Annotated in this window: 18 protein-coding genes and 1 tRNA gene; 6 read left to right on the plus strand and 13 right to left on the minus strand. The window is 43.2% G+C overall.

Annotation, left to right across the window (positions count from 1 at the left end):
• The first annotated feature begins 149 nt into the window (after positions 1-149).
• A complete protein-coding gene (locus tag A4V03_RS17355) occupies positions 150-1,709 on the plus strand; it encodes an IS1634 family transposase (protein ID WP_065538612.1) in 1,560 nt (519 codons plus the stop codon).
• 93 nt (positions 1,710-1,802) lie between these two features.
• Here A4V03_RS17355 and argS read toward each other — a convergent pair whose 3' ends face one another.
• Both argS and A4V03_RS17365 read right to left on the minus strand, forming a co-directional pair.
• Positions 1,803-3,620, minus strand: coding sequence for an arginine--tRNA ligase (argS, locus tag A4V03_RS17360; RefSeq protein ID WP_065539744.1), 1,818 nt, complete (start codon positions 3,618-3,620; stop codon positions 1,803-1,805).
• 83 nt (positions 3,621-3,703) lie between these two features.
• The gene (locus A4V03_RS17365; protein WP_004296482.1) at positions 3,704-3,976 is read right to left on the minus strand and encodes an HU family DNA-binding protein; all 273 of its coding nucleotides are present in this window, start codon (positions 3,974-3,976) and stop codon (positions 3,704-3,706) included.
• Between the two features lie 221 nt (positions 3,977-4,197).
• Between A4V03_RS17365 and A4V03_RS17370 the strand changes: the two genes are divergently transcribed.
• The 5 genes from A4V03_RS17370 to secDF all read left to right on the plus strand — a co-directional run bounded on the left by A4V03_RS17370 (position 4,198) and on the right by secDF (position 12,144).
• Positions 4,198-4,875, plus strand: coding sequence for a rhomboid family intramembrane serine protease (locus tag A4V03_RS17370; protein ID WP_089280688.1), 678 nt, complete (start codon positions 4,198-4,200; stop codon positions 4,873-4,875).
• Complete coding sequence (locus tag A4V03_RS17375; protein WP_065539746.1) at positions 4,856-5,761, plus strand: rhomboid family protein; 906 nt, start codon at positions 4,856-4,858, stop codon at positions 5,759-5,761. Before A4V03_RS17370 ends, A4V03_RS17375 begins: the two co-directional genes overlap by 20 nt.
• A gap of 4 nt (positions 5,762-5,765) precedes the next feature.
• Complete coding sequence (locus A4V03_RS17380) at positions 5,766-6,851, plus strand: endonuclease/exonuclease/phosphatase family protein (RefSeq protein WP_065539747.1); 1,086 nt, start codon at positions 5,766-5,768, stop codon at positions 6,849-6,851.
• A gap of 31 nt (positions 6,852-6,882) precedes the next feature.
• The gene (locus tag A4V03_RS17385) at positions 6,883-8,967 is read left to right on the plus strand and encodes a M3 family metallopeptidase (RefSeq protein WP_089280675.1); all 2,085 of its coding nucleotides are present in this window, start codon (positions 6,883-6,885) and stop codon (positions 8,965-8,967) included.
• A 165-nt stretch (positions 8,968-9,132) separates the two neighbouring features.
• Positions 9,133-12,144, plus strand: coding sequence for a protein translocase subunit SecDF (gene secDF / locus A4V03_RS17390; RefSeq protein WP_065539749.1), 3,012 nt, complete (start codon positions 9,133-9,135; stop codon positions 12,142-12,144).
• A gap of 179 nt (positions 12,145-12,323) precedes the next feature.
• Here secDF and A4V03_RS20890 read toward each other — a convergent pair.
• The 11 genes from A4V03_RS20890 to A4V03_RS17440 form a co-directional block, all read right to left on the minus strand.
• Positions 12,324-12,404, minus strand: a tRNA-Arg gene (locus A4V03_RS20890).
• Between the two features lie 216 nt (positions 12,405-12,620).
• Positions 12,621-13,238 (minus strand): DUF6549 family protein, encoded by a 618-nt coding sequence (locus A4V03_RS17395; RefSeq protein WP_065539750.1) that lies wholly within the window; start codon positions 13,236-13,238, stop codon positions 12,621-12,623.
• Positions 13,228-13,824, minus strand: a complete 597-nt coding sequence (locus A4V03_RS17400) for an N-acetylmuramoyl-L-alanine amidase (RefSeq protein WP_005650556.1) — start codon at positions 13,822-13,824, stop codon at positions 13,228-13,230. Before A4V03_RS17400 ends, A4V03_RS17395 begins: the two co-directional genes overlap by 11 nt.
• Positions 13,821-14,420, minus strand: coding sequence for a hypothetical protein (locus tag A4V03_RS17405; RefSeq protein WP_009038912.1), 600 nt, complete (start codon positions 14,418-14,420; stop codon positions 13,821-13,823). Before A4V03_RS17405 ends, A4V03_RS17400 begins: the two co-directional genes overlap by 4 nt.
• Positions 14,417-14,797 carry a hypothetical protein gene (locus A4V03_RS17410; RefSeq protein ID WP_005650559.1) on the minus strand — a complete coding sequence of 127 codons (381 nt, stop codon included), beginning with the start codon at positions 14,795-14,797 and terminating at the stop codon, positions 14,417-14,419. The genes A4V03_RS17405 and A4V03_RS17410 overlap by 4 nt, the downstream gene beginning before the upstream one ends.
• On the minus strand, positions 14,794-15,222 hold the full coding sequence (locus A4V03_RS17415; RefSeq protein ID WP_005650561.1) for a hypothetical protein: 429 nt from the start codon (positions 15,220-15,222) through the stop codon (positions 14,794-14,796). The genes A4V03_RS17410 and A4V03_RS17415 overlap by 4 nt, the downstream gene beginning before the upstream one ends.
• Positions 15,185-16,372 (minus strand): reverse transcriptase/maturase family protein, encoded by a 1,188-nt coding sequence (locus tag A4V03_RS17420; RefSeq protein WP_008642534.1) that lies wholly within the window; start codon positions 16,370-16,372, stop codon positions 15,185-15,187. Before A4V03_RS17420 ends, A4V03_RS17415 begins: the two co-directional genes overlap by 38 nt.
• A 332-nt stretch (positions 16,373-16,704) precedes the next feature.
• Positions 16,705-18,066, minus strand: coding sequence for a hypothetical protein (locus A4V03_RS17425; protein WP_065539751.1), 1,362 nt, complete (start codon positions 18,064-18,066; stop codon positions 16,705-16,707).
• A 2-nt stretch (positions 18,067-18,068) separates the two neighbouring features.
• On the minus strand, positions 18,069-18,365 hold the full coding sequence (locus A4V03_RS17430; RefSeq protein WP_024986348.1) for a hypothetical protein: 297 nt from the start codon (positions 18,363-18,365) through the stop codon (positions 18,069-18,071).
• Between the two features lie 173 nt (positions 18,366-18,538).
• On the minus strand, positions 18,539-23,932 hold the full coding sequence (locus tag A4V03_RS17435) for a LamG domain-containing protein (RefSeq protein WP_236588604.1): 5,394 nt from the start codon (positions 23,930-23,932) through the stop codon (positions 18,539-18,541).
• Complete coding sequence (locus A4V03_RS17440) at positions 23,914-25,098, minus strand: hypothetical protein (RefSeq protein WP_008642527.1); 1,185 nt, start codon at positions 25,096-25,098, stop codon at positions 23,914-23,916. The genes A4V03_RS17435 and A4V03_RS17440 overlap by 19 nt, the downstream gene beginning before the upstream one ends.

Genomic DNA, 25,098 nt, shown 5'->3' on the forward strand with positions numbered 1-25,098 from the left:
AACAGGGTGTTGGCCATATCTGACCAACACCCTGTTTCCTGACTTTATCACTTTTTTAAAATTTTCTCATGAACCTGCCCTATAGATATCTGTAGCAGTGTTTTTAAGTCTAATTTGGGTGACGCACGGGAATTTTGTATCTTCGTGCTATGTTTGTGCGTAGGAAAAAGAATCGATCCGGTTCGACCAGTGTTGTCGTCGCCGATAAGAGTTCCAGTAGATTTACGGAACTCCATGTCATAGGTGTGGGTACAACCGAGGATGAAATTAGTCAACTTGTAAATGAAGGAAAGAATTGGATAGCCCATTACGGTGGACAGCAAACCATAAGCTTCCCTGATGATGAGTGTGAAAAACTAAGACGGGAAGAGAATTCAATGACTGAGTACATAGTATCCAATATAATAAGTACTTCTCTGAATTCACCTCAGAGAATCATCAATAAAGTTTACGATAAAATCGGATTCAATATCATACAGGATGAAGAACTACGTCATCTTGTAGTATCCAGAATATGCTCTCCTATGAGCAAGAAGGCCACAGTGGATTATCTGAGACGGCATTTCAAGGAAGAGGTCAGTTTACAGAAGATTTATCGTTATCTCGATAAACTATATAATACCCAGCAGGAACTCGTGCAGGAGATAAGTGTTAAGCATACAAAAGGATTGTTTGGCGGGAATTTAGGGATACTTTTCTACGATGTCACAACCCTTTATTTTGAGACAACGAATAAGGACGAGTTACGGGAATCCGGTTTTTCCAAAGATGGTAAAAATGCAAATTCACAAGTAGTTTTAGGACTTCTTGTCAGTCGTGGAGGATATCCCTTGTCTTATTCTCTGTTTAACGGTTCACAATATGAGGGATATACAATGCTTCCCATCGTAGATGATTTTGTTCAAAGATTCAATCTCGGCAATGATTTTGTAGTAATTGCAGACTCCGGGCTTATGAGCGCAAAGAATGTAAAGCTACTCCGTGATGGTGGATATAAGTATATAATAGGTGCCAGGATAAAGAAGGAATCCGGCCGGATAATGGAGAAAATAATTGCAACAGAGCGTCGGTGTGGGGTGTTCAATGATATCAAATATCCGGATGGAGACAGGCTTATTGTTGGATACTCTGATGAAAGGGCAAAGAAGAACGCATTCGATAGAGAACAAGGTGTGGAAAGGCTAAGAAAACGTTTTTCTAAGGGAACACTGACGAAGGCGGACATCAACAAACGAGGCTACAACAAGTTCCTTTCAGTCAGTTCTGGAATTACAGTCAGTATAGATGAGGAAAAGATAAAGGAAGATGCAATATGGGATGGATTAAAAGGGTATAAGACAAATACGGATCTAAGTCCAGAGAAAGTCTATGAAGCCTATCAGAATCTATGGAATGTGGAACGGTCGTTTCGTATTACCAAAGGTACGCTGGATGTAAGACCGATGTTCCATTTCACGCCAAGAAGAATTGAGGCTCATGTTTGTATATGTTTCGTTGCTTTGAAAGTATACAAGGAACTTGAAAGGCTATTAAAATTGTCTGGGTGTCCATACTCTGTAGATGAAACACTCAAGATAGCCGAGACTATAGTTACTATTGAGATTGCACGTCCGGAGAATAAAGACACTATAACAAAAACTCTCTGCCTCACAGAGGAGGAGAGAGCTATAGCGTACCTCATTGATACTGATGATTGGTTAGAGTTATGATTTGGGTGACGCAATGATAAAGTCAGGAAAAACAGGGTGTTGGCCATATCTGACCAACACCCTGTTTTTTTATTTAAAAAGTTCCAGAAGTTCTTACATCCGTGAGGGTACTTCGATACCCAACAAGTTCATTCCCAAGCGAACAACTTTGGCTACATTAGCAGACAGAGAGATACGGAATATTTTCACTGCCTCATTCTCTTCACGCAAAATGCTGAAGTCGTGATAGAATTGATTGTATTCTTTCACCAAATCATAGGTATAATTAGCGATAATAGACGGGCTATAATCTTCACCGGCTTGTTTTACAACAGCCGCAAAGTCAGCCACCATCTGAATCAATCCTTCTTCTTTTTCGCTCAATTCAATACCAACCGGAATTTGTTCAGGAATAAGAATCCCCGATTCTGCCGCTTTCCGGAGCACCGACTGAATACGCGCATAAGTATATTGGATAAATGGTCCCGTATTGCCATTAAAGTCGATAGATTCTTTGGGATTGAACGTCATGTTCTTGCGGGCATCCACTTTCAGAATGAAATATTTCAAAGCTCCCAGACCAACGATACGAGCAATATCATCCGCTTCTTCCTGCGTCAAACCATCCAGTTTTCCCAGTTCCTGTGAAGTTTCTTTGGCAGTGGAAATCATCTCTTCCATCAAGTCGTCAGCGTCCACCACAGTACCTTCACGGGACTTCATCTTACCTTCCGGCAACTCTACCATTCCGTAAGAGAAGTGTACCAGACTCTTACCCCACTCGAAACCAAGCTTGTCAAGCAAGATAGAAAGTACCTGGAAGTGATAGTTCTGCTCGTTACCTACTACATAAATCATTTTATCAATCGGATAATCTGCAAAACGAAGTTTAGCCGTACCGATATCCTGCGTCATATACACAGAAGTACCGTCACCACGGAGGAGTAATTTGTGGTCCAGTCCTTCGGCAGTCAGGTCAGCCCATACAGAGCCATCCTCTTTTTTGAAGAAAAAGCCTTTTTCCAATCCTTCCATCACCTTCTCTTTTCCTTCGAGATAGGTGTTAGATTCGTAATATATTTTGTCGAAGCTGACGCCCATCTTTTTATAGGTCTCGTCGAATCCGGCGTATACCCAGTTGTTCATCATTTCCCACAATCCGCGTATTTCCGGGTCACCCGCTTCCCACTTCACGAGCATTTCACGAGCTTCCTGCATCAAAGGAGATGCCGCCTCGGCTTTCGCCTTAGCCTCATCGTCACTCATTCCTTGTGCTGTAAATCCAGCCATGAGTTCTGCCAGCTCCGCTTTATAATGTTTATCGAAAGAGACATAATAATCGCCTACCAGATGGTCGCCTTTCTTGCCGGATGTCTCCGGAGTTTCACCGTTTCCATATTTCTTCCATGCTAGCATGGATTTACAGATATGAATACCACGGTCGTTTACGATATTAGTCTTTACCACCTTGTTGCCGTTGGCAGCTACAATGTTAGCCAATGCATTACCTAAAAGGTTGTTACGCACGTGTCCCAAGTGAAGCGGTTTGTTTGTATTCGGAGAAGAATACTCGATCATCACCAACGGAGAAGTTTCGGTAGCTTTTACCAGACCATATTGCTCGTCAGCCTGAATCTCATTGAGCAGCTCAATCCAGGTAGCCGATGCAATAGTCAGGTTCAAGAATCCTTTTATCACATTAAAGGCAGCTACAGCCGGTTCATTGGCTTTCAGATATTCACCGATCTCCTGCGCCGTCTGTTCCGGCCCTTTTCTTGACATCTTCAGGAAAGGGAATACGACCAGTGTCAAATGTCCTTCAAATTCTTTCTTTGTTTTTTGCATTTGCACCATCTTTTCAGGGACTTCCTGACCGTAGAGTGCTTTCAGTCCGCTGATGACGGACGCTACAAGTTTATCTTCTATCTTCATAATCAAGTTATTTCTTGCGCGCAAAGATACAAAAAAAGGAGACGCATCACGCCTCCTCTCCTAATTTCTTTCAACTATCTATCTTATTCAACAGCTGCAGATAATTCAGCACCAGCTTTAAATTTAGCTACTTTCTTAGCAGGAATAGTAATAGTTGCCTTTGTAGAAGGGTTAATACCAGTTCTTTCAGCTCTTTCGCTTACAGAGAAAGTACCAAAACCTACGAGAGATACTTTGTCACCAGCCTTCATTGCATTAGTAACTGAAGTGATGAAAGCATCAAGTGCTTTTTTTGCATCGGCTTTGCTCATTTGAGCTTCAGCAGCCATTGCACTAATAAGATCAGACTTATTCATAATACGTAAAATGATTAATTAATATATATGTTACACAAAAGATTATCCCACAATGGATTAATTCCACAAATATAGCCGAACAAAACAACATATCAAATAAAAACATAAAAAAAACGTAGCAAATTATTGAAAAAGAGCTAATAGGAAGCGTTTTTCATGCTTTAAAACAGAATTTATTCGTACTTTTGCGTTTATTATCTAAATATTCAGAAATTAAAATGATGCCAACTGTAACTAAAAACCTGATAATTATCAATGTACTAGTATTTTTCGGGACAATCGTAGCCCAACGTTATGGCCTGGATTTAACGAATTATCTGGGATTACACTTTTTCCTAGCGAGTGACTTTAATCCGGCACAGCTTATCACTTACATGTTCATGCATGGAGGATTCAGCCACATTTTCTTCAATATGTTTGCTGTTTTCATATTCGGACCGATTCTCGAACAAACTTGGGGACCCAAACGTTTCCTCTTCTACTATATTCTCTGCGGTATCGGTGCGGGACTTATCCAAGAAGGAGTACAGTATATTCGATATGCGATGGAATTTAGCCAACATACACAAGTGAATTTGATAGGTTATGGCGTTATCCCAATGGAAGAGTATCTGAACATGATGACCACCGTAGGTGCTTCAGGAGCCGTTTACGCCATTTTGCTGGCATTTGGTATGCTGTTTCCCAACAACCAGTTGTTCGTCTTTCCGCTGCCTTTCCCTATCAAGGCGAAGTTCTTTGTGATAGGATACGCCGCAATTGAATTATGGTCAGGACTTGCCAATAACATCGGAGATAATATCGCCCACTTTGCCCACTTGGGAGGAATGTTATTCGGATTGATCCTGATTTTATATTGGAGAAAAAAAAGCAATAACAATGGGACATATTATAGCTGATTTAAAGGAGACATTCAGAAGAGGAACTATTTTCATCCAACTGATTTATATCAACGTAGGCATCTTTCTGATCGGCACGTTGATTAACGTTTTCCTGCGACTTTTTGAAGTAAGTACCCCCGATATATTCGGTATATTTGCCTTACCAGCATCCTTTATCGGATTTATGCATCAGCCGTGGTCGATATTTACTTATATGTTTATGCATGCCGGTATCCTGCATATTTTATTCAATATGCTCTGGCTGTATTGGTTCGGAAGTTTGTTTCTCTACTTTTTCTCGGCCAAACATTTAAGAGGACTATATGTATTGGGAGGTATCTGTGGTGGGTTACTTTACATGATTGCCTACAATGTATTTCCTTTATTCAGTTCGCAAGTGGTAGGCTCAACATTGGTAGGAGCGTCGGCTTCTGTATTAGCCATCGTAGCCGCTACGGCTTATCGTGAGCCTAATTACAGGGTGCAACTTTTTCTTTTCGGCGCTATCCGTCTCAAATATTTGGCACTGGTTGTTATCGGAATCGATGTATTATCCATCACCTCAAGTAATGCCGGAGGACATATCGCCCACCTGGGCGGTGCCCTTGCAGGACTTTGGTTTGCCACCAGCCTAAATAAAGGAACTGATTTAACTTCCTGGATCAACTGGATTCTGGATGGTTTCACCTCCTTGTTTCATAAAAAAACATGGAAACGGAAACCGAAAATGAAGGTACACTATGGAAACAGTGCCACCGGTCGCGAGAAGGATTATGATTACAATGCCCACAAAAAAGCACAGTCTGATGAAGTGGACCGTATTTTGGAAAAACTAAAAAAATCCGGTTACGACAGTCTGACAACTGAAGAAAAGAAAAGCTTGTTCGACGCAAGCAAAAGATAAAAGAATGGAACATATTGGCAAATTTGTCGCATATCTGATACTTGCTGTTAACGCTCTCTTCGTGGGAACGTTGATATTAAGTGCTTATAGCCCTTACCTTAACCCGAAAATAAACCCACTTGCTTCCAGCTTGGGACTTGCATTTCCGATATTCCTGACGATTAATTTGATTTTTATCGGCTTCTGGGTATTTGTCAACTACCGCTATGCGCTCTTGCCTGCCATCGGTTTTCTGATTTGTATTCCGCAGATACGGACTTATATTCCTTTTAACTCCACCACTAAAACGATTCCGGAAGGAAGCATCAAAATCCTATCCTACAACGTGATGAGTTTCAGCAATCTGGAGAAGAAAGATGGGAAAAACCCGGTATTGTCTTATCTTGTAGATAGCAACGCCGATATTATCTGTCTGCAAGAATATAACACCGCTACCAACAAGAAATACCTGACGGAACAGGATATTAAAAAAGCATTGAAAGCCTATCCTTACCGATCCATCCACCAACAAGGGAAAGGAGATGTGCAACTTGCCTGTTTCTCCAAGTTCCCCATACTCTCGACACATCCCATCAAATATGAAAGTAATTATAACGGTTCCATGAAATATGTACTGAATGTGAATAACGACACTCTTACATTAATCAACAACCACTTGGAATCCAACAAGCTCACCAAAGAAGACAGAGGGATGTATGAGGATATGATTAAAGACCCGAATGCCAAGAAAGTAAAAACCGGACTTAGGCAATTAATCAGAAAACTGGCGGAAGCATCGGCTATCCGGGCTTCACAAGCAGATTCTGTGGCTAAAGCCATTGCAGAATGTAAATATCCGGCAACTATCGTATGCGGCGATTTCAACGACGGTTCTATCTCGTATACACATCGCATCCTGACCCAAGAATTAGATGATGCGTTCACACAATCCGGCAAAGGATTGGGCATTTCCTACAATCAGAACAAGTTCTATTTCCGCATCGACAATATCTTGATCAGCCCCAACCTGAAAGCCTACAATTGCACGGTAGACCAGTCTATCAAAGCATCAGACCACTACCCGATCTGGTGCTATATCAGTAAGCGATGAGAACTAAAAACTCTAATAAAAAACACTTATGATGATTAAAAAGACACTAACCATTTTAGCAGTAAGTTGTATGATGTACTCCTGTGCTACGAAAACAGAAAGCAATCCTTTCTTTACAGAGTTTCAAACCCAGTATGGTGTTCCCTCTTTCGACAAGATTAAATTGGAGCATTATGAACCCGCCTTCCTGAAAGGGATAGAAGAGCAAAATCAAAACATCGAAGCTATTATCGAAAGCCCGGAAATTCCGACATTCGAAAATACGATTGTTGCTTTGGATAACAGTGCACCTATCCTAGACCGTGTAAGTGCCATTTTCTTCAATATGACAGATGCGGAAACGACTGACTCACTAACCACACTTTCCATCAAACTGGCACCGGTTCTTTCGGAACATGATGATAATATCTCTCTGAACGAGAAACTGTTTAAGCGCGTGAACGACGTCTATCAAAAGAAGGATTCACTGAACCTGACAACGGAACAAGAACGCCTGTTGGACAAGACTTATAAAAGCTTTGTCCGTTCTGGTGCAAACCTTAATACCGAAGGCCAAACCCGCCTCCGCGAAATCAACAAAGAACTTTCTACACTTGGCATTACTTTCAGCAACAATATACTGAATGAGAACAATGCTTTCCAACTCTTCGTTGACAAAGAAGAAGATCTGGCAGGATTGCCCAAGTGGTTCCGCCAAAGCGCCGCTGAAGAAGCAAACGCAGCCGGACAACCCGGAAAATGGCTATTCACCCTGCATAATGCCAGCCGCCTGCCTTTCCTGCAATATTCAGAAAATCGCCCGCTTCGGGAACAAATATACAAAGCTTACATCAACCGTGGCAACAACAACGACGGAAACGACAACAAGGAAAACATCCGTAAGATCGTCTCTCTCCGCCTGGAAAAAGCTAAATTATTAGGTTTCGACTGCTATGCCAACTTCGTTCTGGACGAAACGATGGCAAAGAACACCGACAACGTAATGAACCTTCTGAACAACCTTTGGAGCTATGCACTGCCAAAAGCAAAGGCAGAAGCTACCGAACTTCAAAAATTAATGGATAAGGAAGGGAAAGGAGAAAAACTGGAAGCATGGGATTGGTGGTATTATACCGAAAAACTACGGAAAGAAAAATACAACCTGTCCGAAGAAGATACAAAACCTTACTTCAAGCTGGAGAATGTGCGCAATGGTGCTTTCACTGTAGCCAACAAGCTATATGGTATCACCCTTACCAAGCTCGAAGGTGTCCCTACTTACCATCCTGATGTGGAAGTCTATGAAGTGAAAGATGCAGACGGTTCGCAACTCGGTATCTTCTACGTCGACTATTTCCCACGCTCTGGGAAAAGCGGTGGTGCATGGATGAGCAACTACCGCGAACAACAAGGAGATACCCGTCCGTTAGTATGCAACGTTTGCAGCTTTACCAAACCGGTAGGCGATACTCCCTCTCTATTAACAATGGATGAAGTAGAAACTTTGTTCCACGAATTTGGCCACGCTCTGCACGGACTGCTGACAAAATGTGAATACAAAGGAACATCAGGCACTAATGTAGTGCGCGATTTTGTAGAGCTTCCTTCTCAAATCAATGAACACTGGGCTACTGAACCGGAAGTACTGAAAATGTATGCCAAACATTATCAGACAGGAGAAGTGATACCCGACGAAATCATCGAAAAGATACTGCAACAGAAGACTTTCAATCAGGGCTTCATGACCACCGAATTGCTGGCTGCCGCCATCCTCGACATGAACTTGCACATGACGAAAGATGTAAAAAATCTGAATATGCTTGTATTCGAAAAAGAAGCAATGGACAAGCTTAACCTGATCCCCGAAATAGCACCGCGTTATCGCGTGACTTACTTCAATCATATCATTGGTGGTTACGCAGCCGGATACTACAGCTACCTATGGGCCAACGTACTGGATAATGATGCCTTCGAAGCCTTTAAAGAACATGGAATCTTTGACAAAAACACCGCCGACCTCTTCCGCCACAACGTATTGGAAAAGGGCGACAGCGAAGACCCGATGGTACTTTACCGGAATTTCCGCGGAGCAGAACCAAGCTTGGAACCACTACTGAAAAACAGAGGAATGAAATAATTCTGCAAAAAAGCCCTTAAACATCAAATATTTGAGGGCTTCTTACATATAAATGTGAAAAAAAAACTATATTTGCAGCCTTGTATGCGGCAGAAAGCACTTGTGTACGACAGAATTTAACTGAAAATTAAATTAAAGAAGTAATCATCATAAATTAAAAGTAAAATGCAAAACAAAGGATTTGTAAAGGTTTTTGCGGTATTACTCACGCTGGTATGCGTGTTCTACCTCTCCTTCTCCTTCGTAACACGCCATTATACCAACAAGGCGAAAGAAATTGCGAACGGCGACCCGAAAGTGGAACAAGACTACCTCGACTCTCTCTCTAACGAGAAAGTAATGCTGTGGAACTGGACACTGAAACAATGTCGTGAGATGGAGATTAGTTTAGGTTTGGACCTGAAGGGTGGTATGAACGTTATCCTCGAAGTTTCCGTACCTGATGTTATCAAAGCATTGGCAGACAACAAGCCTGACGAAGCTTTCAACAACGCATTGGCAACAGCTGCAAAACAAGCAGTCAACAGTCAGGATGATGTTATCACCCTGTTCATCAGAGAATACCACAAAATTGCTCCGGACGCAAAACTTTCCGAACTTTTCGCAACACAACAGTTGAAAGATAAAGTTAACCAGAAATCATCAGATGCAGAAGTTGAAAAAGTGTTGAGAGCAGAAGTAAAAGCTGCTGTTGAAAACTCATTCAACGTTCTTCGTACCCGTATCGACCGTTTTGGTGTCGTTCAACCGAACATCCAGAGCCTGGAAGACAAAATGGGACGTATCATGGTGGAACTTCCGGGTATCAAAGAGCCGGAACGTGTGAGAAAACTTCTCCAAGGTTCTGCCAATCTGGAATTCTGGGAAACCTATACAGCTAGAGAAATCCTTCCTGCCATGCAATCTGCAGACGCTAAATTGCGTGGTATTTTAGCAGAAGAAACAACAGCTGATACAGATACTATTGAAGCAGCCCTTACCGAAGCTACTCCGGTTGAGGAAAAAGCTGTAAGCGCTGCCGACAGCCTTGCAGCCGCCTTGAAAGGTGATGCAGCCGCTGAAGACAAAGCAGCCGTCAACATGGAAGAAATCAAAAAGCAATATCCTCTGTTGTCAATGCTTCAGTTGAATTCCAGCGGACAGGGTCCTGTTATTGGTTATGCTAACTACAAAGATACTGCTGACATCAACAAATATCTGGCTATGCCGGAAATCAAAGCAGAACTTCCCAAAGACCTTCGTCTGAAATGGGGTGTTTCTCCTTCCGAATTCGACAAGAAAGGCCAAACTTTCGAATTATATGCTATTAAATCTACTGAGCGTAATGGTAAAGCTCCGTTGGAAGGTGACGTAGTAACTGATGCAAAAGACGAATTCGACCAATACAGCAAACCGGCTGTAAGCATGACAATGAACTCTGACGGTGCACGCCGCTGGGCTCAGTTGACCAAGCAGAACATTGGCCGTTCCATTGCTATCGTTCTTGATAACTATGTATATTCTGCACCGAACGTAAACTCTGAGATTACAGGCGGACGTTCACAGATTACAGGTCACTTCACACCGGAACAAGCTAAGGACTTAGCTAACGTATTGAAATCAGGTAAGATGCCGGCTCCGGCTCACATCGTACAGGAAGATATCGTTGGTCCGTCACTGGGTCAGGAATCTATCAACGCAGGTATTTTCTCATTCGTTGTAGCGCTGATTCTGTTGATGATTTACATGTGCTCTATGTACGGCTTCATCCCAGGCATGGTTGCCAACTGCGCATTAATCCTCAACTTCTTCTTCACGCTGGGTATTCTTTCGTCCTTCCAGGCCGCACTGACAATGTCCGGTATTGCCGGTATGGTGTTGTCACTGGGTATGGCAGTGGATGCAAACGTACTTATCTATGAACGTACAAAAGAAGAGCTTCGTGCAGGCAAAGGAGTGAAGAAAGCACTTGCCGACGGTTATTCCAATGCATTCTCGGCTATCTTCGACTCTAACTTGACGTCTATCATTACAGGTATCATCCTGTTCAACTTCGGTACCGGTCCGATTCGTGGTTTTGCTACGACGCTGATTATCGGTATCCTTGTGTCCTTCTTTACTGCCGTGTTCATCACTCGCATCGTTTACGAACACTTCATGAATAAAGACAAGTGGTTGAACCTGACATTTACGACCAAGATTTCAAAGAACCTGATGGCCAATACACATTTCGACTTCATGGGAACCAACAAGAAATCCATGATTATCGTAAGTGCCATCATCATCGTTTGTATCGGTTCGTTCGCTATCCGCGGTTTAAGCCAGAGTATCGACTTCACCGGTGGACGTAACTTTAAGGTACAATTTGAGAATCCTGTAGAACCGGAACAAGTTCGTGAATTGATCTCTAGCAAATTTGGCGACGCTAACGTCAGCGTTATTGCTATCGGTACAGACAAAAAGACCGTACGTATCAGTACAAACTACCGTATCGAAGATGAAGGCAACAATGTAGATTCTGAAATCGAATCATATCTATATGAAACCTTGAAGCCAGTATTGACTCAGAACATCACATTGGAAACTTTCATCGACCGTGACAATCACACAGGTGGTAGTATCGTAAGCTCACAGAAAGTAGGTCCGAGTATCGCAGATGACATCAAGACAGGCGCTATCTACTCTGTAGTTCTGGCATTGATCGCCATCGGTTTGTATATCTTGATCCGTTTCCGCAACATTGCTTATAGTGTAGGCTCTATTGTAGCGCTGACAAGTGATACCATTATGATTATCGGTGCTTACTCCTTATTCTGGGGTATCTTGCCGTTCTCATTGGAAATTGACCAGACATTTATTGGTGCTATCCTGACAGCTATCGGTTACTCTATTAATGATAAGGTGGTAATCTTCGACCGTGTACGTGAGTTCTTCGGCTTATATCCGAAACGCGACAAACGTATGTTGTTCAATGACTCTCTGAACACAACGCTGGCTCGTACCATCAATACATCATTAAGTACATTGATCGTATTGCTGTGTATTTTCATCCTTGGTGGTGATTCAATCCGTAGCTTTGCATTCGCAATGATCCTGGGTGTTGTTATCGGTACATTATCTTCACTGTTTATTGCATCTCCGATTGCATACAACATGATGAAGAACAAAAAAGTCGTAGCAGCAACTACGGAAGAATAATAAATTCCAGAAATAGAAAAAGCCTCTTCCGAACATTCGGTAGAGGCTTTTTCTATTGATTATTAAAACAAATAGAAGCTATAAGACGTTCATCTTAAAAGAAGCCATTGTAAAACTTAAAACTTGATACAGTATGAAAGCCTACAACACAACTTCTTCCCATAGATTCTTCTTTGTAGTAGCCCCGAGGGGAATCGAACCCCTATCTAAAGTTTAGGAAACTTCTAATCCAACTTTGAGTATCAGTCACTTGCGAGACTATTTCAATTTTTCGTAGAACTATAGTAGAACTTTTGCATTTTTGTTGAATACCCCTGCCTCTCCAAAAGAAGAATACAGGGGTACAATGCAACACCGATTTTCAGAATCGGTACTGCAAAGATATGACTTTTATTTCAAAGGACAAAGAAAAACCGGGCGCACTTCACAGCGAACCCGGCTCAGAACAAAAGTTCTACTCTATTACTAACACCTAATCATTTCTTTTTCCGTTTCTTCAATTCTATATATTCCGAATACACTATTTTGGTATGGGGATTGCTACTTACAACTTCTTGCCTAATAGCCTTTGTTCCCCATCGGAAAAACAACCATTGCTTAGGCACTCTATGCACTACTTGAAATAGGGTATCTACAGATTGTATGCGTAAATCCAGTTTCTTATCGGGCATGATTAAGCCATCAACATTTATCCACGGGTCTTTCCATCGTATTGCTTGGACTTTAAGATAGGATGTATCACGGTATATAATGCTATCCTTAACTATGGTTTGTACCTCCACCTCCGTTTTTGTTGCATTCGTGGAAGCCGCTTGTAACCTCTTTACTTTCAAGTCAAGTTCCTTAACGGTATTCGTCAAGTCGGCACAATGCTTTTCCACCTCAGACTTGGATAAAGTCAATGCCTGTACAGAAGCAGCGGATTTTCCGGATTCTGTTTGGTAAAATTTAATTTTCTCCAACAAGGCGGTTTGGTTGCCATCCAATCTTTCCTTTTCTGATTTCAACTTGGAACAATAAGCCCATAGCCCAAAGGTAACCGCCATCAAAAGCCCACAGAGGGCGATTAATATCAAAAACGCTTTATTTCTCATATTCCTTGATGTATTGGATTATACCCTCTACGTGGGTGTTCACAATGTTTTGTTTCCCCTCCATAGATGTAAGGTAAGCAATATCTTCCTTGTTATCCATGAAGAAATTTTCCGTCAATACAGCCGGGCATTTCGTCTTGGAAAGGATGTAAAAATTTTCCTCCCAATCCGGGTCGCCATCCGAATAGTCACGCCTAATCTTTTGCCCGGTAATAAAGCAAGCGGCAGCATCATACATTCGGTTTGCCAGTTCGTCAGCTTTCGTTTTGCCCTTAGTGGTATAGGCAGACCATCCACGGGCATTCATCCATTCGCCATTCCCGGCAGCATTGCAGTGGATGGAAACAAGCAACACGTTATTAGCTCCATATCGGGCGCAAATCTCGTTCACACGCCTTGCACGTTCAGCCAAAGGCACGTCCAAGTTCTCCTTAACAATGCGTTCCGCTACATAGCCACGTTTAGCCAGTTCACGCACGACTTCATCCGCAATTTCTCTTGTATAGGCATACTCCCTGAAAGTTCCATCCGGGCTGCGTTTACCCGGTGTATTTTCTCCATGCCCATTGTCTATAAGTATCTTCATTCTTGATTCAATTTATGGTAAAAATCTATTTTAATTCTGTCATATACCATTTGTACATTGGTATAAGCTCTGCCATTGTTCACCGTTTCCGCATAAACCTCTGACAACACACATTGCTCTACCCATTCAATCCATTCGGGCGAAGTGTAGCTTGACAATCGTTTCCCTCGATACGAATGTGCATCAAATCGGCTGTTTCTGTCCTCGTGCATATTCATAATCAAGGTGTGTACTTTCGCTTTCGTGGCTTCACGGTCTGCGATGTGGTTTTCTTCACGCACTTTCTTTATTATACGGCAAACCCTCTCAACGGCAAGGTCAAAGTAAATGCTTGATATGTTTTTTATCCGCAACTGCGTTTCGGGTCTTAACCCCTCTGCAATGTCAGTGAGCATATCATTTTGGGTTTTGGTTTCCGTCAGAAGTTCGGCTACCATAGACTGATTGCTTTTAATCATGTCGTTAATGATAGACTTGAACCACTTGAAACAAGCTACCATAAGTGCAGCCGCCAAACAGAGAAACACAGCGCACACTATCACCATAAAGCCAAAATCGCTTATGCCTTGTGCTACTTTCAAACTTTCTTCCATCATCGGTTTTTCTTATACTTGTTTCGCTTGTAATACTCAAAGTTATCCCTATCCTCCTGCGTGATTGGAGTATTCGGTGGAAAGAACTTAAACCCGTACATCGTTCCATAGCGTACCACTTTGATTACGGCACGAAATGGATATTTGCGCTTCGGGTCTAAAACAACATCTTTCAACTTCTTACTATCAGTATAGAAAGCGGATGCACCGATACCCTCGCCATAGGCGATTAGTGTTCTCGTTCCGTTCTCTGTCTGTCTTTCCTTACATCCCGTAAACACCGTGACCTCATTAATCACGGCATCTACTGAGGTGTATTCACAATCGAAAATATCTTCATTCAAGGATTCTGTTTCCTCAAAGTCCATTACCTCGTTCATAAGTCCATCGGTATATTATAGGTTTCACAATCGGCATCCACCATTTCACGGATAGCCAAACGGTCTTTCAAAAAGTTCTCATAGGGGGATTTCGCACTTTCGGCAAGCAATCCCAGCATGGCAGACTGATATTCGTTTACCAGCTTACTTTCTGTCTTAGCCGGGTATCTTGCAGTAAGCAACGTGCTGAAAATATTATCAGCCGTTTTTGGATATTCCACCCTCACGCTGTCATATTGGAACATCGTGCCTGTGGCACGTTCCGCATCAGTCGTAATCTCAATGCCACCCTCTTTGTCTGCAATAACCTTAACCTCTTTGATGTTATGGTTATAAAGGAACGTTCCCTGCCCGTTATTAAGAGAATCTATCACCTCCGGCTTAGTCTTAGCCAGCAGCCCTGTAGTCAAAACATTTGCTTCCATCGTTCAAACAATTATTAAAAATGAATTTACTGTGTTCCTCCGAGCATCTGATTATCCAGCCATATTCAGATGGGAAGAAGTGTTTAATATCCGTTTCATCTTTGATTTCGTATTTATTGATGGTGCGGTGGAATTTCTTATAAAACCTTTTCAGAATACCGCTTCTTAGCAATATGCCGTAATGGTTTTGTTTGAATCCCACATAATCAATGCTACGAGCATCAACCGGGAATATCTGCCAGTTGCTTTTAATCTCTACTTTCAATTCGCCACCCAAGTAAAGCCCCATCATGTCGAGTACGAAATGCAGTGCCTCTTTGTCAGCGCATAGTATCACCATATCATCCATATAGCGATAGTAGTAGATTTTCACCCCAAAACGCTTCATCACTATCTTAGCCAGTTCTTCTTTAACCCAATGGTCGAAATATGCTAAATAGAGATTAGCCAAATATTGACTTGTGAAATTGCCTATTGGCAGCCCCTTGTCTTTACCGTTACTATCTATTATCTTATCCAACAGCCTTAACAGTTGTTCATCCGCTATAGTGTAGCGGATTATCCTTTTCAATGCTGCGTGGTCTATGTTATCATAGAACTTCTTGATGTCAATCTTCAAACAGAACCTTGTACCTTTTCTGTCTATGATTAAAGCCGTATGCACATCCTCCATACATTTATGAATACCACGCCCTTTGATACAAGCGTATGTATTCGCAATGAAGAAGTTAGTCCAGTAACGCCCCAACACATTGATAATGCAATGGTGTACTATCCTGTCCGGGAAGAACGGGGCAATCATAATCACCCTTTCTTTCGGCTCATATATAACCTTAATCCGATATTCACCGGGGGTATAAGTTTCATTGCGCAAGTCCCAGTACAAGCTATCCAAATTCTCCAAAATGTTCTCATTGAACTTGGATATTTCGGTACGCTCTCCTTTGCCTTGCTGTGCCTTATATTGCGCCCGTATGAGGTTGGAGCATTCATATATCAGGTGATAAACATTCTTAATTTTCTTAGCTTGGGAAATGAATATCTTTCCTGTATCACCGACATATAAACCGCAATCCTCAAAATCCGAGTATTGATTAAAGCAGGTATCAGCCGTATAACATAACCCGTATTCAGTCTTTACTACACCCATTTGTGCCGTTGTTCTAAAACAGAGCTTTCAATTACTTACTTGCACCGTCCTAATCCATATTATTTTACCAACTATCAGACGTGCCGATAGTCCCTGTGAGGTAAGGGCGTGGCAGCAACAGTTATAAGTTGAAACCACGGTAAAAGCGGAACCCAATGTTCGCATTCGCATTCGAGGAACGATTATTCGCATTCAGATAACCGAAACCCGCATTCGCACCATTATTCGCATTAGCAGACAAAAGGGCACCAGCCGCCACAACCCTGTTATGTTTTTATTTTTTTCAATCCAACGCCATTTTCGTTGCTCCGTTCACCGAGTTTTGCAGTCCGTCAAAAACGGCACAAGCGGAACCCAATGTTCGCATACGCATGCGAGGAACGAGTATTCGCATTCAGACAACCGAAACCCGCAGACGCACCATAAGCCGCAACAGCAGACAAAAGGGCACCATACCAGCCTACAGCAGACCACGTACTACCACCTGTGGGAGTCCAATAGTAATCGCAATACCCTTTATTACTTGAACCTCCTACTTTTTCGGCAAAGGAATAACCTTTAGTGGAATGAGCCATAGAAAGCACATAGCCCTCAGTTCGTGGAAGCTCCGTAATGGCTTCATATCCGATAGGTACGGTAGTAGCACTATCTGAATGAGAGGTGAATTTTGTCGGGTCTTCGCATACATAGGCAATAGACACATCCGCTTTATGCCAAATTAGTACATCATCAGCAAGCATCCACAAGTATTCATAAGGAGTTTCCAAGCCACGGTAAGAGGTTACTTGTACCACCTTATCGCCACCAGTCCATCCCTTGATGGTGTAGGACACCTTACCCGTGTTGTTTCCCAGCGTTGCAGTAACACCGCAAGGCACAAAGGGTCTGTAACCTCCCCATGTATTCCACTCCGTACCATTAACAACCGGACCACTCCCTAAGCCTCCTTGATGGAATCCGTCAGCAGTCAGCGTTTCGGTGTAAGCATCTTGGCAGTGCAATGAGGCATATTCCACACGTTGCAACCAAGCAATTTCATTGTACACCCTGTACGCCCCGTGGTGTGTTCCGTTCTTGCAAAGAGGACGAACACCAGCCTTTGAAATGGAAGTACGAGGCATACCCAACATGGAGTTGTAAGTACCATCCTTAGCGGCATCACCAGCACCCGAACCACCTCTGAATTGTGCGGCATTCGCTTTGAGTATAACAAATCCGTCTGAATCCCTTGCAATTTCATCGCCATTCCAAGTGAGCCAACATCCCGAAACGGCTACAGAGTTGGTAATATCCACCGTTGCATACCACGGGCTTACCGTCTTTCGTTCCATCTTGATAAAGCCGGGCAACGGATATTCGGAATAGGCACGAATCCATTTCGTCCCCTCTATCTCCAACTTGAAGTAATATTCCGGCTTTTCAAGCATTACATTACCGTCCGTGCTGTCAATCACAGCCGTTGCACCCGAATCCTTTTTACGGCTGTCATTTTGGTTAAGGTAATACTTAACCGAGCCGTCAGGGTTTTCCACAAAGCGTTTCAGCTTCGCTTGAATGGGTAATGTACGGTGCAAATCCAAATTACCCACACGCTTTAGTTTGTAGTCCTGTGAGTTGAAATCACCTTGCACCCCATACCATTGGTCGTAAGGATATTGCGGTTTCGTGTTTCCGCTTCCCAATAATAATCCCATAGCTATAAGTTATTTAATGTTTCACCAGCACCCCAATACACATCATATACCGAAAGGTCGATACCGTTTGGGGATATTACGGTTATCGCTCCGGGCGTCCAATCCCCGATAGGTACGGGGAACATACTAAATTCCTTATCACAAATGAGCTTGCATTTAAGCAGCGTACTTGTTTCCATCGTAACCTCTTTAGGTCGTACAAAGATGGTAAACGGAACACCACCCAAAGCAAAACCATTGGAAAGGTCTGTAACCTTGCCTTTGGAAAGAATCCGCAGGCTATACATTGTTGTTTCCATAATTCACTAAGTAAATCAAGTTTATCTAACTGCAAATATAATCATAAATGTGTTCGCTAAACACATTTTCAGACAAAACTAAACACATGAGGGCTATTTACATCCACCCTTGCCTTTTTTACTTGTTTTCTTACCGCCTTTCTTTGCCATTATAAACACCTCCTTTCAATATATCAATATTTATAATCCCAATCCGGGGCAAACACTACAAAATTGAAATTGCCGTCATTCCTTGAACTATCATCGGAAGTCATTACCTCAAAATAGGTAGAATATTGTACATACACATTCGCCTTTAACGGGTTAGAGCCTCCGCTTATAGTACCATTTCCGCAAACCATTACCATGTAGCCGCTTGGCAGTGTACCATTCGCAAACGAAAGTCTGTAACGCCCGGTATCTTGTCTTGATGCGGTAAATACCTCTCTTAGGTTTCTGCCATCGAAAAACTTGCCGCTTACACTTGCGCCACTACTACCATAGAACGTACCCATCGCCATAATACGGGCAAAACGCCCAGTAGCTCCATTTGTTATAAAATCATCTCTTGAAAAACGGCTTGTTATCGTCCACTCTCCAAGAATTTTACTTGGCGTACTTCCCTTACGCTCAAAACAAGTCATTTCGACAATTTCTTGCGGTCTTATTAAAGCATATAAAGATGAACTTGACGAAGTAACATTATCAGTTATTGAAAACGTATTCATCTCAACAAGATAATTGGCTTTACCAAAAGCCCCACTATTATAAAGCCGACATACTTTACCTATATCCTCTTTTTCATAGCCCATAGTAATATTGCGTTCGCTTGTCGTTTCCGGAAGATAGAATAGGTTTACATCGGAGAAATTGCCGCTAAATCCTGTTGATAGTTGCAATGTGCCTTTTAGACGTACTTCGCCTTTATTCCCGTCCATATATACATTTCCATTCTGACTTTCCAAACGTCCGTTACGGAATACCCACCCGGCTATATTGGCGTTTTCAGCCAACAATAGGTTGGTTGCCACACTCTCGAATTGCGCCCCAAAAGTATTCCATTTGCTTGTGTTGGTCGGCACGACACCCGAGAACGTTCCTGCATCAATACGGGCAACATAAAACACATTATTGTACTTTACCACATCTAACCTGTATTTGTTGCCGTAATAAGTTTTGCTACTACTGTACAATCCTTGATATACAGCAGCCGGGCTATCTCCTTTTTCGCCCTTATCACCCGGTTCGCCTTTATCACCTTTCGACCCCGTGACACATATTGCAGCCGTGGTGTCGCTCGTTCCATTCGTATAAGTGATAACCGAGCGTGTCCATATATACCATTTATCTTTCCAAGTTGGGCGTGTTGTACCCCATGAGCCACCAAGCAATGAGGTTGCCGAACTGGATAGGTAGTATTGCTCCACAATGGACGATACCCCAACACCAGTAGTACCCTTGCCGCCTGTAATACAAACCGCCTTAGTGTATGTGGTCGTATTATCGGAATAAGACACTTTCGTTCTACTCCATATATACCGCCCGTCAATCCATGTAGGAGCGGTTGTCTGCCACCCCGTAGTAGGCGCAACGGTATTAGACGTGCTTTGCGCATACTCCACATCTGCCAACGTTACACTCGTACCCGGTTCGCCTTTATCACCATTATAGGAGTTTATACGTACAGGGGTACTCCATTTCTGTACCATCGTGTCTGCCTTGCCATTCATCACGGAAGCAATATCATTCACAGGCAAAGCTCCCATCAGCAAACGCACATCATCGAAATATACGGCAGAGCCGAATACATCATCATCGTAAATAGCAAAGCCTACAGCCATGATATTAACACTGCCACTATGTAATTGCTCCCCGTTTTTGAATACCGTAACGGTGCAGTCATTGAAGCGGAATGCAAGGTGAAACCACGTGTTAGGCGTGATTGCAATACTCTTTTCCACATAGTGCCTACCGTTATACCCGTTCAACATCCACTTTATTTGCCTTTGTTCTGACTTCATCCAAAAACAGAGTGTAAAACTTTCCCCAAAGGGTAAATCATAAGGAATACGGCTCTCCATTCCACCACTCAGATTGAGGGCATATCTCGTTCCGTCCTTTACCACCGTTCCACTACCCAATACGCCATTGTAGCCATTACCCGAAACATCAGAAAAATTGTTTTCCTCAATGGGCAAATAGAACTTGGTACGGTCTGCAAGCCCGGACTTCTTAGCCATGATGCACCACAAGTATTCAAACTCATCAAGTGTTGGCATTTCCGTAGTCCATCCGGCAGGATTGGAAGAATTAATATCCAAAGTGGGGGGCGTTGAAGTCGAGCCATTTTTAGCGTAACGGTATTCGTAGTATTCGCCAGCTCCGGCATCCGTTCCACCCGTACCCGATTCTCCTTTAATTAAAGCCCACGTGTAATCCATCGGGTTGTCGCTGTCTTTCTGCACATAGTCGGTGTATTGCCCTATGTAATCGCCCGGCTCTTCACCATTGTTTGCAGTGAACGACATTCCCCCGTTGTCCGAATACTTGATATGGAAGTATGGAGTACGCCCATCTTCACCGGGTAAACCGGGCGTTCCGTCTTGTCCTTTCGTGTCGCTCCACTTGTAGGCACTTGGTTTGTCGCTATCGGTGGGTATCATATCCACATACAAACCCAACCATCTTCCGGGTGTTTCACCGTTTCCGGCTGTGAACGTTTTGCCGCCATCATCGGAATACTTCTTATGAAGATAGCTACTCTTTCCATCTTCCCCCTTAATAGCTCCAACATCTTTCCAGTTCGTGCCATCCCAAATATAGAGGTTGCCCCCGATTAGATAAGCATCGCCCTCTGAATTTCCAACGGTAGGCAGTTGTGAAACATTGTCCTTAGAACCTTTGATATTGATTGAAGTACCATCAGCACCACGCACACGAAAAGGAATACCCCACGCACCCTCCGTATCGGTCTTGGCGTTCTTTATACTCATCCAAACCACGTTTTCGGACGAAGTTCTGTGCCAACCTCCCGTAGAGCCATCCCCCGTAGGGGTGGCAGGCTTGGTTTCACTGTCATTATAGGTATAGAATACGGATAAACCGCTTTCTCCCTTATCCCCAGTAGAACCTTTCGCCACAACCGACCAATATACGGAATTGGTAGGCAGGTTGCCCATGCTTGGCGTGGGGTTGGTGTATCGGTAAGTACACGTTTCACCATTCACCGTATAAGTCACCTCATCCCCGGCATAGTACACGTACTTCGGATTATATGTGCCACGGAACACCCCGATATGTGAGGTGTCCCCACTATCAGAAAGCAAACGGACGTTGTGCAATGTTAATTGGCGTTTTGCCGTTACGTTCCAATCAATAGAACTTGAAGAATCACCGATACGGAACTTGTTGCCGTCCAAATCCAAATAGCACTCCTTATCGCTTGTTATAATCTTACCCGTAGTGATAGTGTTTCCGTTGATACGGGTAAATCCGTAGGTAGTGGTAAAGTCCCTGAAATCATCATCCGAATGCACCGACCCCAATATACCCACTTGGAAATAATAGTTGTTCGGGTCTTCGGTTGGTTCAACCTTTAGTTGTTCCTGTGTCACATACCAAATGCCATCCGTGCTTTTCTTGGAGCACTTGGCAAACACATAGTACCCCTTTGGGCTTGATAGAGTGAATGAGCCAGCCGCCATGTTCCAATGCTTGATTATCTCATCATCAATAGTCAAGTGAGCCAATACCCCGGCAGAAGCATCAAAACGATTGGATATTCCGTTTACGTTGGCTTGCAGTATCACATCTATCAAAACAAATTGTTGGCTCTTAGACCCCACCGTAAGCATATTGGTGTCAATGGAATTGGGCTTGATGTTTTCGGGGTCAAAATAACCGTCCGTATCATACACCATTGTACGCAGTTCCTCTGTTGTACGCCATCCCCTCCGTGCCTTAGTCAAGTCCCGAAGCCGATTGTTTTCTATGATTGTTTCGTGCCGTCCCACATCCACAACCGTTTGAGTGATTGGGGAAATGGCTGTAATGTCCGAAAGGGTCAGTGTATAGTCATGCTCCACAAGCAGGTTCTTTGTCACCTTTTGGATGCGGATATTCTTCTCAATACCGAAACGCTCATCTTTCACGGGTACATAGTTACCCACATGAAAGACGGTTGTTTCGCTATCGCTTGGCAAAGCGTTCAGAAAGTAGGAGCGTTCAAAGGTAAGCTGATATTGCGCCCGTGCCTGTGTGCGTGGCTTGAACTCGTTATATCCGGCATACCATAAATCTTCCTCTGCATCATCTTCATAAGATTTAGGCAGGTGAATATCCGTAATCTTATACGTGTCACCCTCCGTTATTCGGTAAGCCTCGCTTTCAGTGGTAGGAATAGTTAGCCCCCTGTTGTCCGTAAATGGAATGAGCGTAAACCTTTTTGTTGCATGGTCGTATCCTCCCTTTTGCGCCAATTCAAATTGTTGTCCGGCTAATTTACCCGAAATGAAAGTAATCTTTGCCGATACCTCGTTAATCAGATACTTTGTACCTTTATCGTCTTTCTCGTTCAGGTCAAAGTCCATTGTATCATCAATGAAGCTGTTTATATCATCAGCCACCAAAGCAGTAACCGTACCCGTCCGTTTCGGGAAAATATTATCATACGTCACAGCATCCTCATCACTACCCAGTGCATCCCTCAAATCGCCATCCTCCAAATAACGCTTGTTATCATCGGATATGCCTATATATTCGCTCTGAGGCGGTACTATTGTACCGTCCCATAGTCTGTGTTCCTTTTTGTTCAAACGCACTGGAAACGGAAGCTGTAGGCGTTCTGAATAGTCCCTGTAATCACTCCGAATGTTGGTCGTGCCACCCTCCACCCAAAGTCTTGTGATAATGGTCTTATCATCTACCTTTTGCTCTTTGAGCTTGTACAAGCCGTTGCCTTTGCCCCACTCAAAGAAAGCGTTGCCACCCGGGGGCACAACTTTTGCACCGAACTTTCCTATGTGGATGGTACGCACCCCGTCCTTTTGGGTAATGAGAAACTCCAAATCAAATTCACGGTCACTGCAAAGCATTTGCAAAACCTGTAGGCAATTGTTACGGGCAAAGGAAATGGTACGGGGTTCTGTGTCCGGGCAATTAGCTTCATCGAAAGCCCATAAGCCCGGATAGTCACGGCTCACGTTGTAGATAAGCACCTTTACAAAGTCCCGGATATTATAAGTGAGGTCAAACGTGCTTTTGCTGGATTTCCCGTTTGCATCGGTGTTTCGGTACAGGCTTTTCATCAGCTCGTACATCACTCCGTAGAAAGTGGCATCATGCACATAATGGTTGTCCGAAAGCATTTCACGGTTCACCTTAGTACGGATGGTGTATTCTTCACCCTCCACTATGATTTTATCTCCCTTGCCTAAATTAAGCAACTCAGAGGAAACAATGGAAAGCTGTACGTTATCATCCCCCATTAAGGAACTGTTTTGAGCGGCTGATTTCAGCGTACAAAACGGCTCTTTGGAAAACAAGCGTACCTTTTCACCGTTGCGCCTGATTATTTCAAGAGTTCCCATATCACAATAGCATTGGTTTCAAATTTTTCAATGTCTTCAATCACGCCCGAAACGATTATCTCGTATTCACCGGGTGTAACGTAAGTGTGTTCTATCGTTTGTTCGCTGCCGGACACATCGTAAGTGTGCGTGCCGTCACCCCAATAGATATTAAGCAGCTTGGACGAAGTGACGGTAATCGTAGCCTTGCCGTTTGCAGTTCCACCTATATATCTAAGCACTTTTTTCACAGGTTCATCTTCCACCAGCTTTAAACGGAATGTACCCACCATCAAATCGTTGCTATATTGTCCCCAGCTCTTTTCCGGGTCTGCCTCATCCAGCAATTCCACTTCATATACCAAAGGCTTTGCCTTTCCGTCATAGTCCACACGCAAACGGTGGTTCCCCTCCGCATCGAATTGGGAAAAGAAAAGGTTTACCCATTCCACATAGGCGGCACGTCCCGAAGCCTCAATAAAGCAATCCAGCGTAATGTTGCGTTCCTTGTAGCGTGGTCGCTTCTTATCCCTTACAATACCGTGGTAATTGTCCCAGTTCACTTGCAAGGCTTCTTTGCGCTCCAACCGTCCAACCAATCCGGCACTTTTGGAAACGAATACCCCAAACTCCTTGAAGTTCTTTCCGTCTATGAAATATTCCACATCCGTATCTTTCTGCAACTCGAATATTTCACGGGGTTCTTTCGCCACGTCAAACAGTTTCACTTCGTCCAGCAAGGCTTTCGTCCCAAAAAGTGATTGGTCGTTGATGGAAAGCCCCGTTGGTGTCTTTGGTAATATTTCACTGAATATCCGGGTCGTGTTCTCATAGACGGTAAACATATTGCCGGACTTAACGAAAGCAAAGAAAATCCAGCCATCGGGCATTACATCAAGCCATTGCTCTTTATAATTGTCTATACCGGGCATATTCAGCACCCAGCCTAACTTTTGAGAAACAGGCAGCACCCAAAAACAAAGTGTAAAATTACCGCTAAAGGGTATGGAACGAGCTGTTTCGCATTCGCCCGTACCATTCAAAGCAAGTGATTTACCCACTTTAGATTTCTTAGAAAAATCCGCACCATCCGATAAGGTGGCATCGTTGCGGTACTGTGAAAAGTCGTAAGCTATACTACCGTCCGGGTCATCGAAAGGCAGGTGTAAAATCATGTTCTTATCCAT

Origin of the sequence: Bacteroides caecimuris (genome assembly GCF_001688725.2) — a bacterium.
In the GTDB taxonomy this organism is placed as follows: domain Bacteria; phylum Bacteroidota; class Bacteroidia; order Bacteroidales; family Bacteroidaceae; genus Bacteroides; species Bacteroides caecimuris.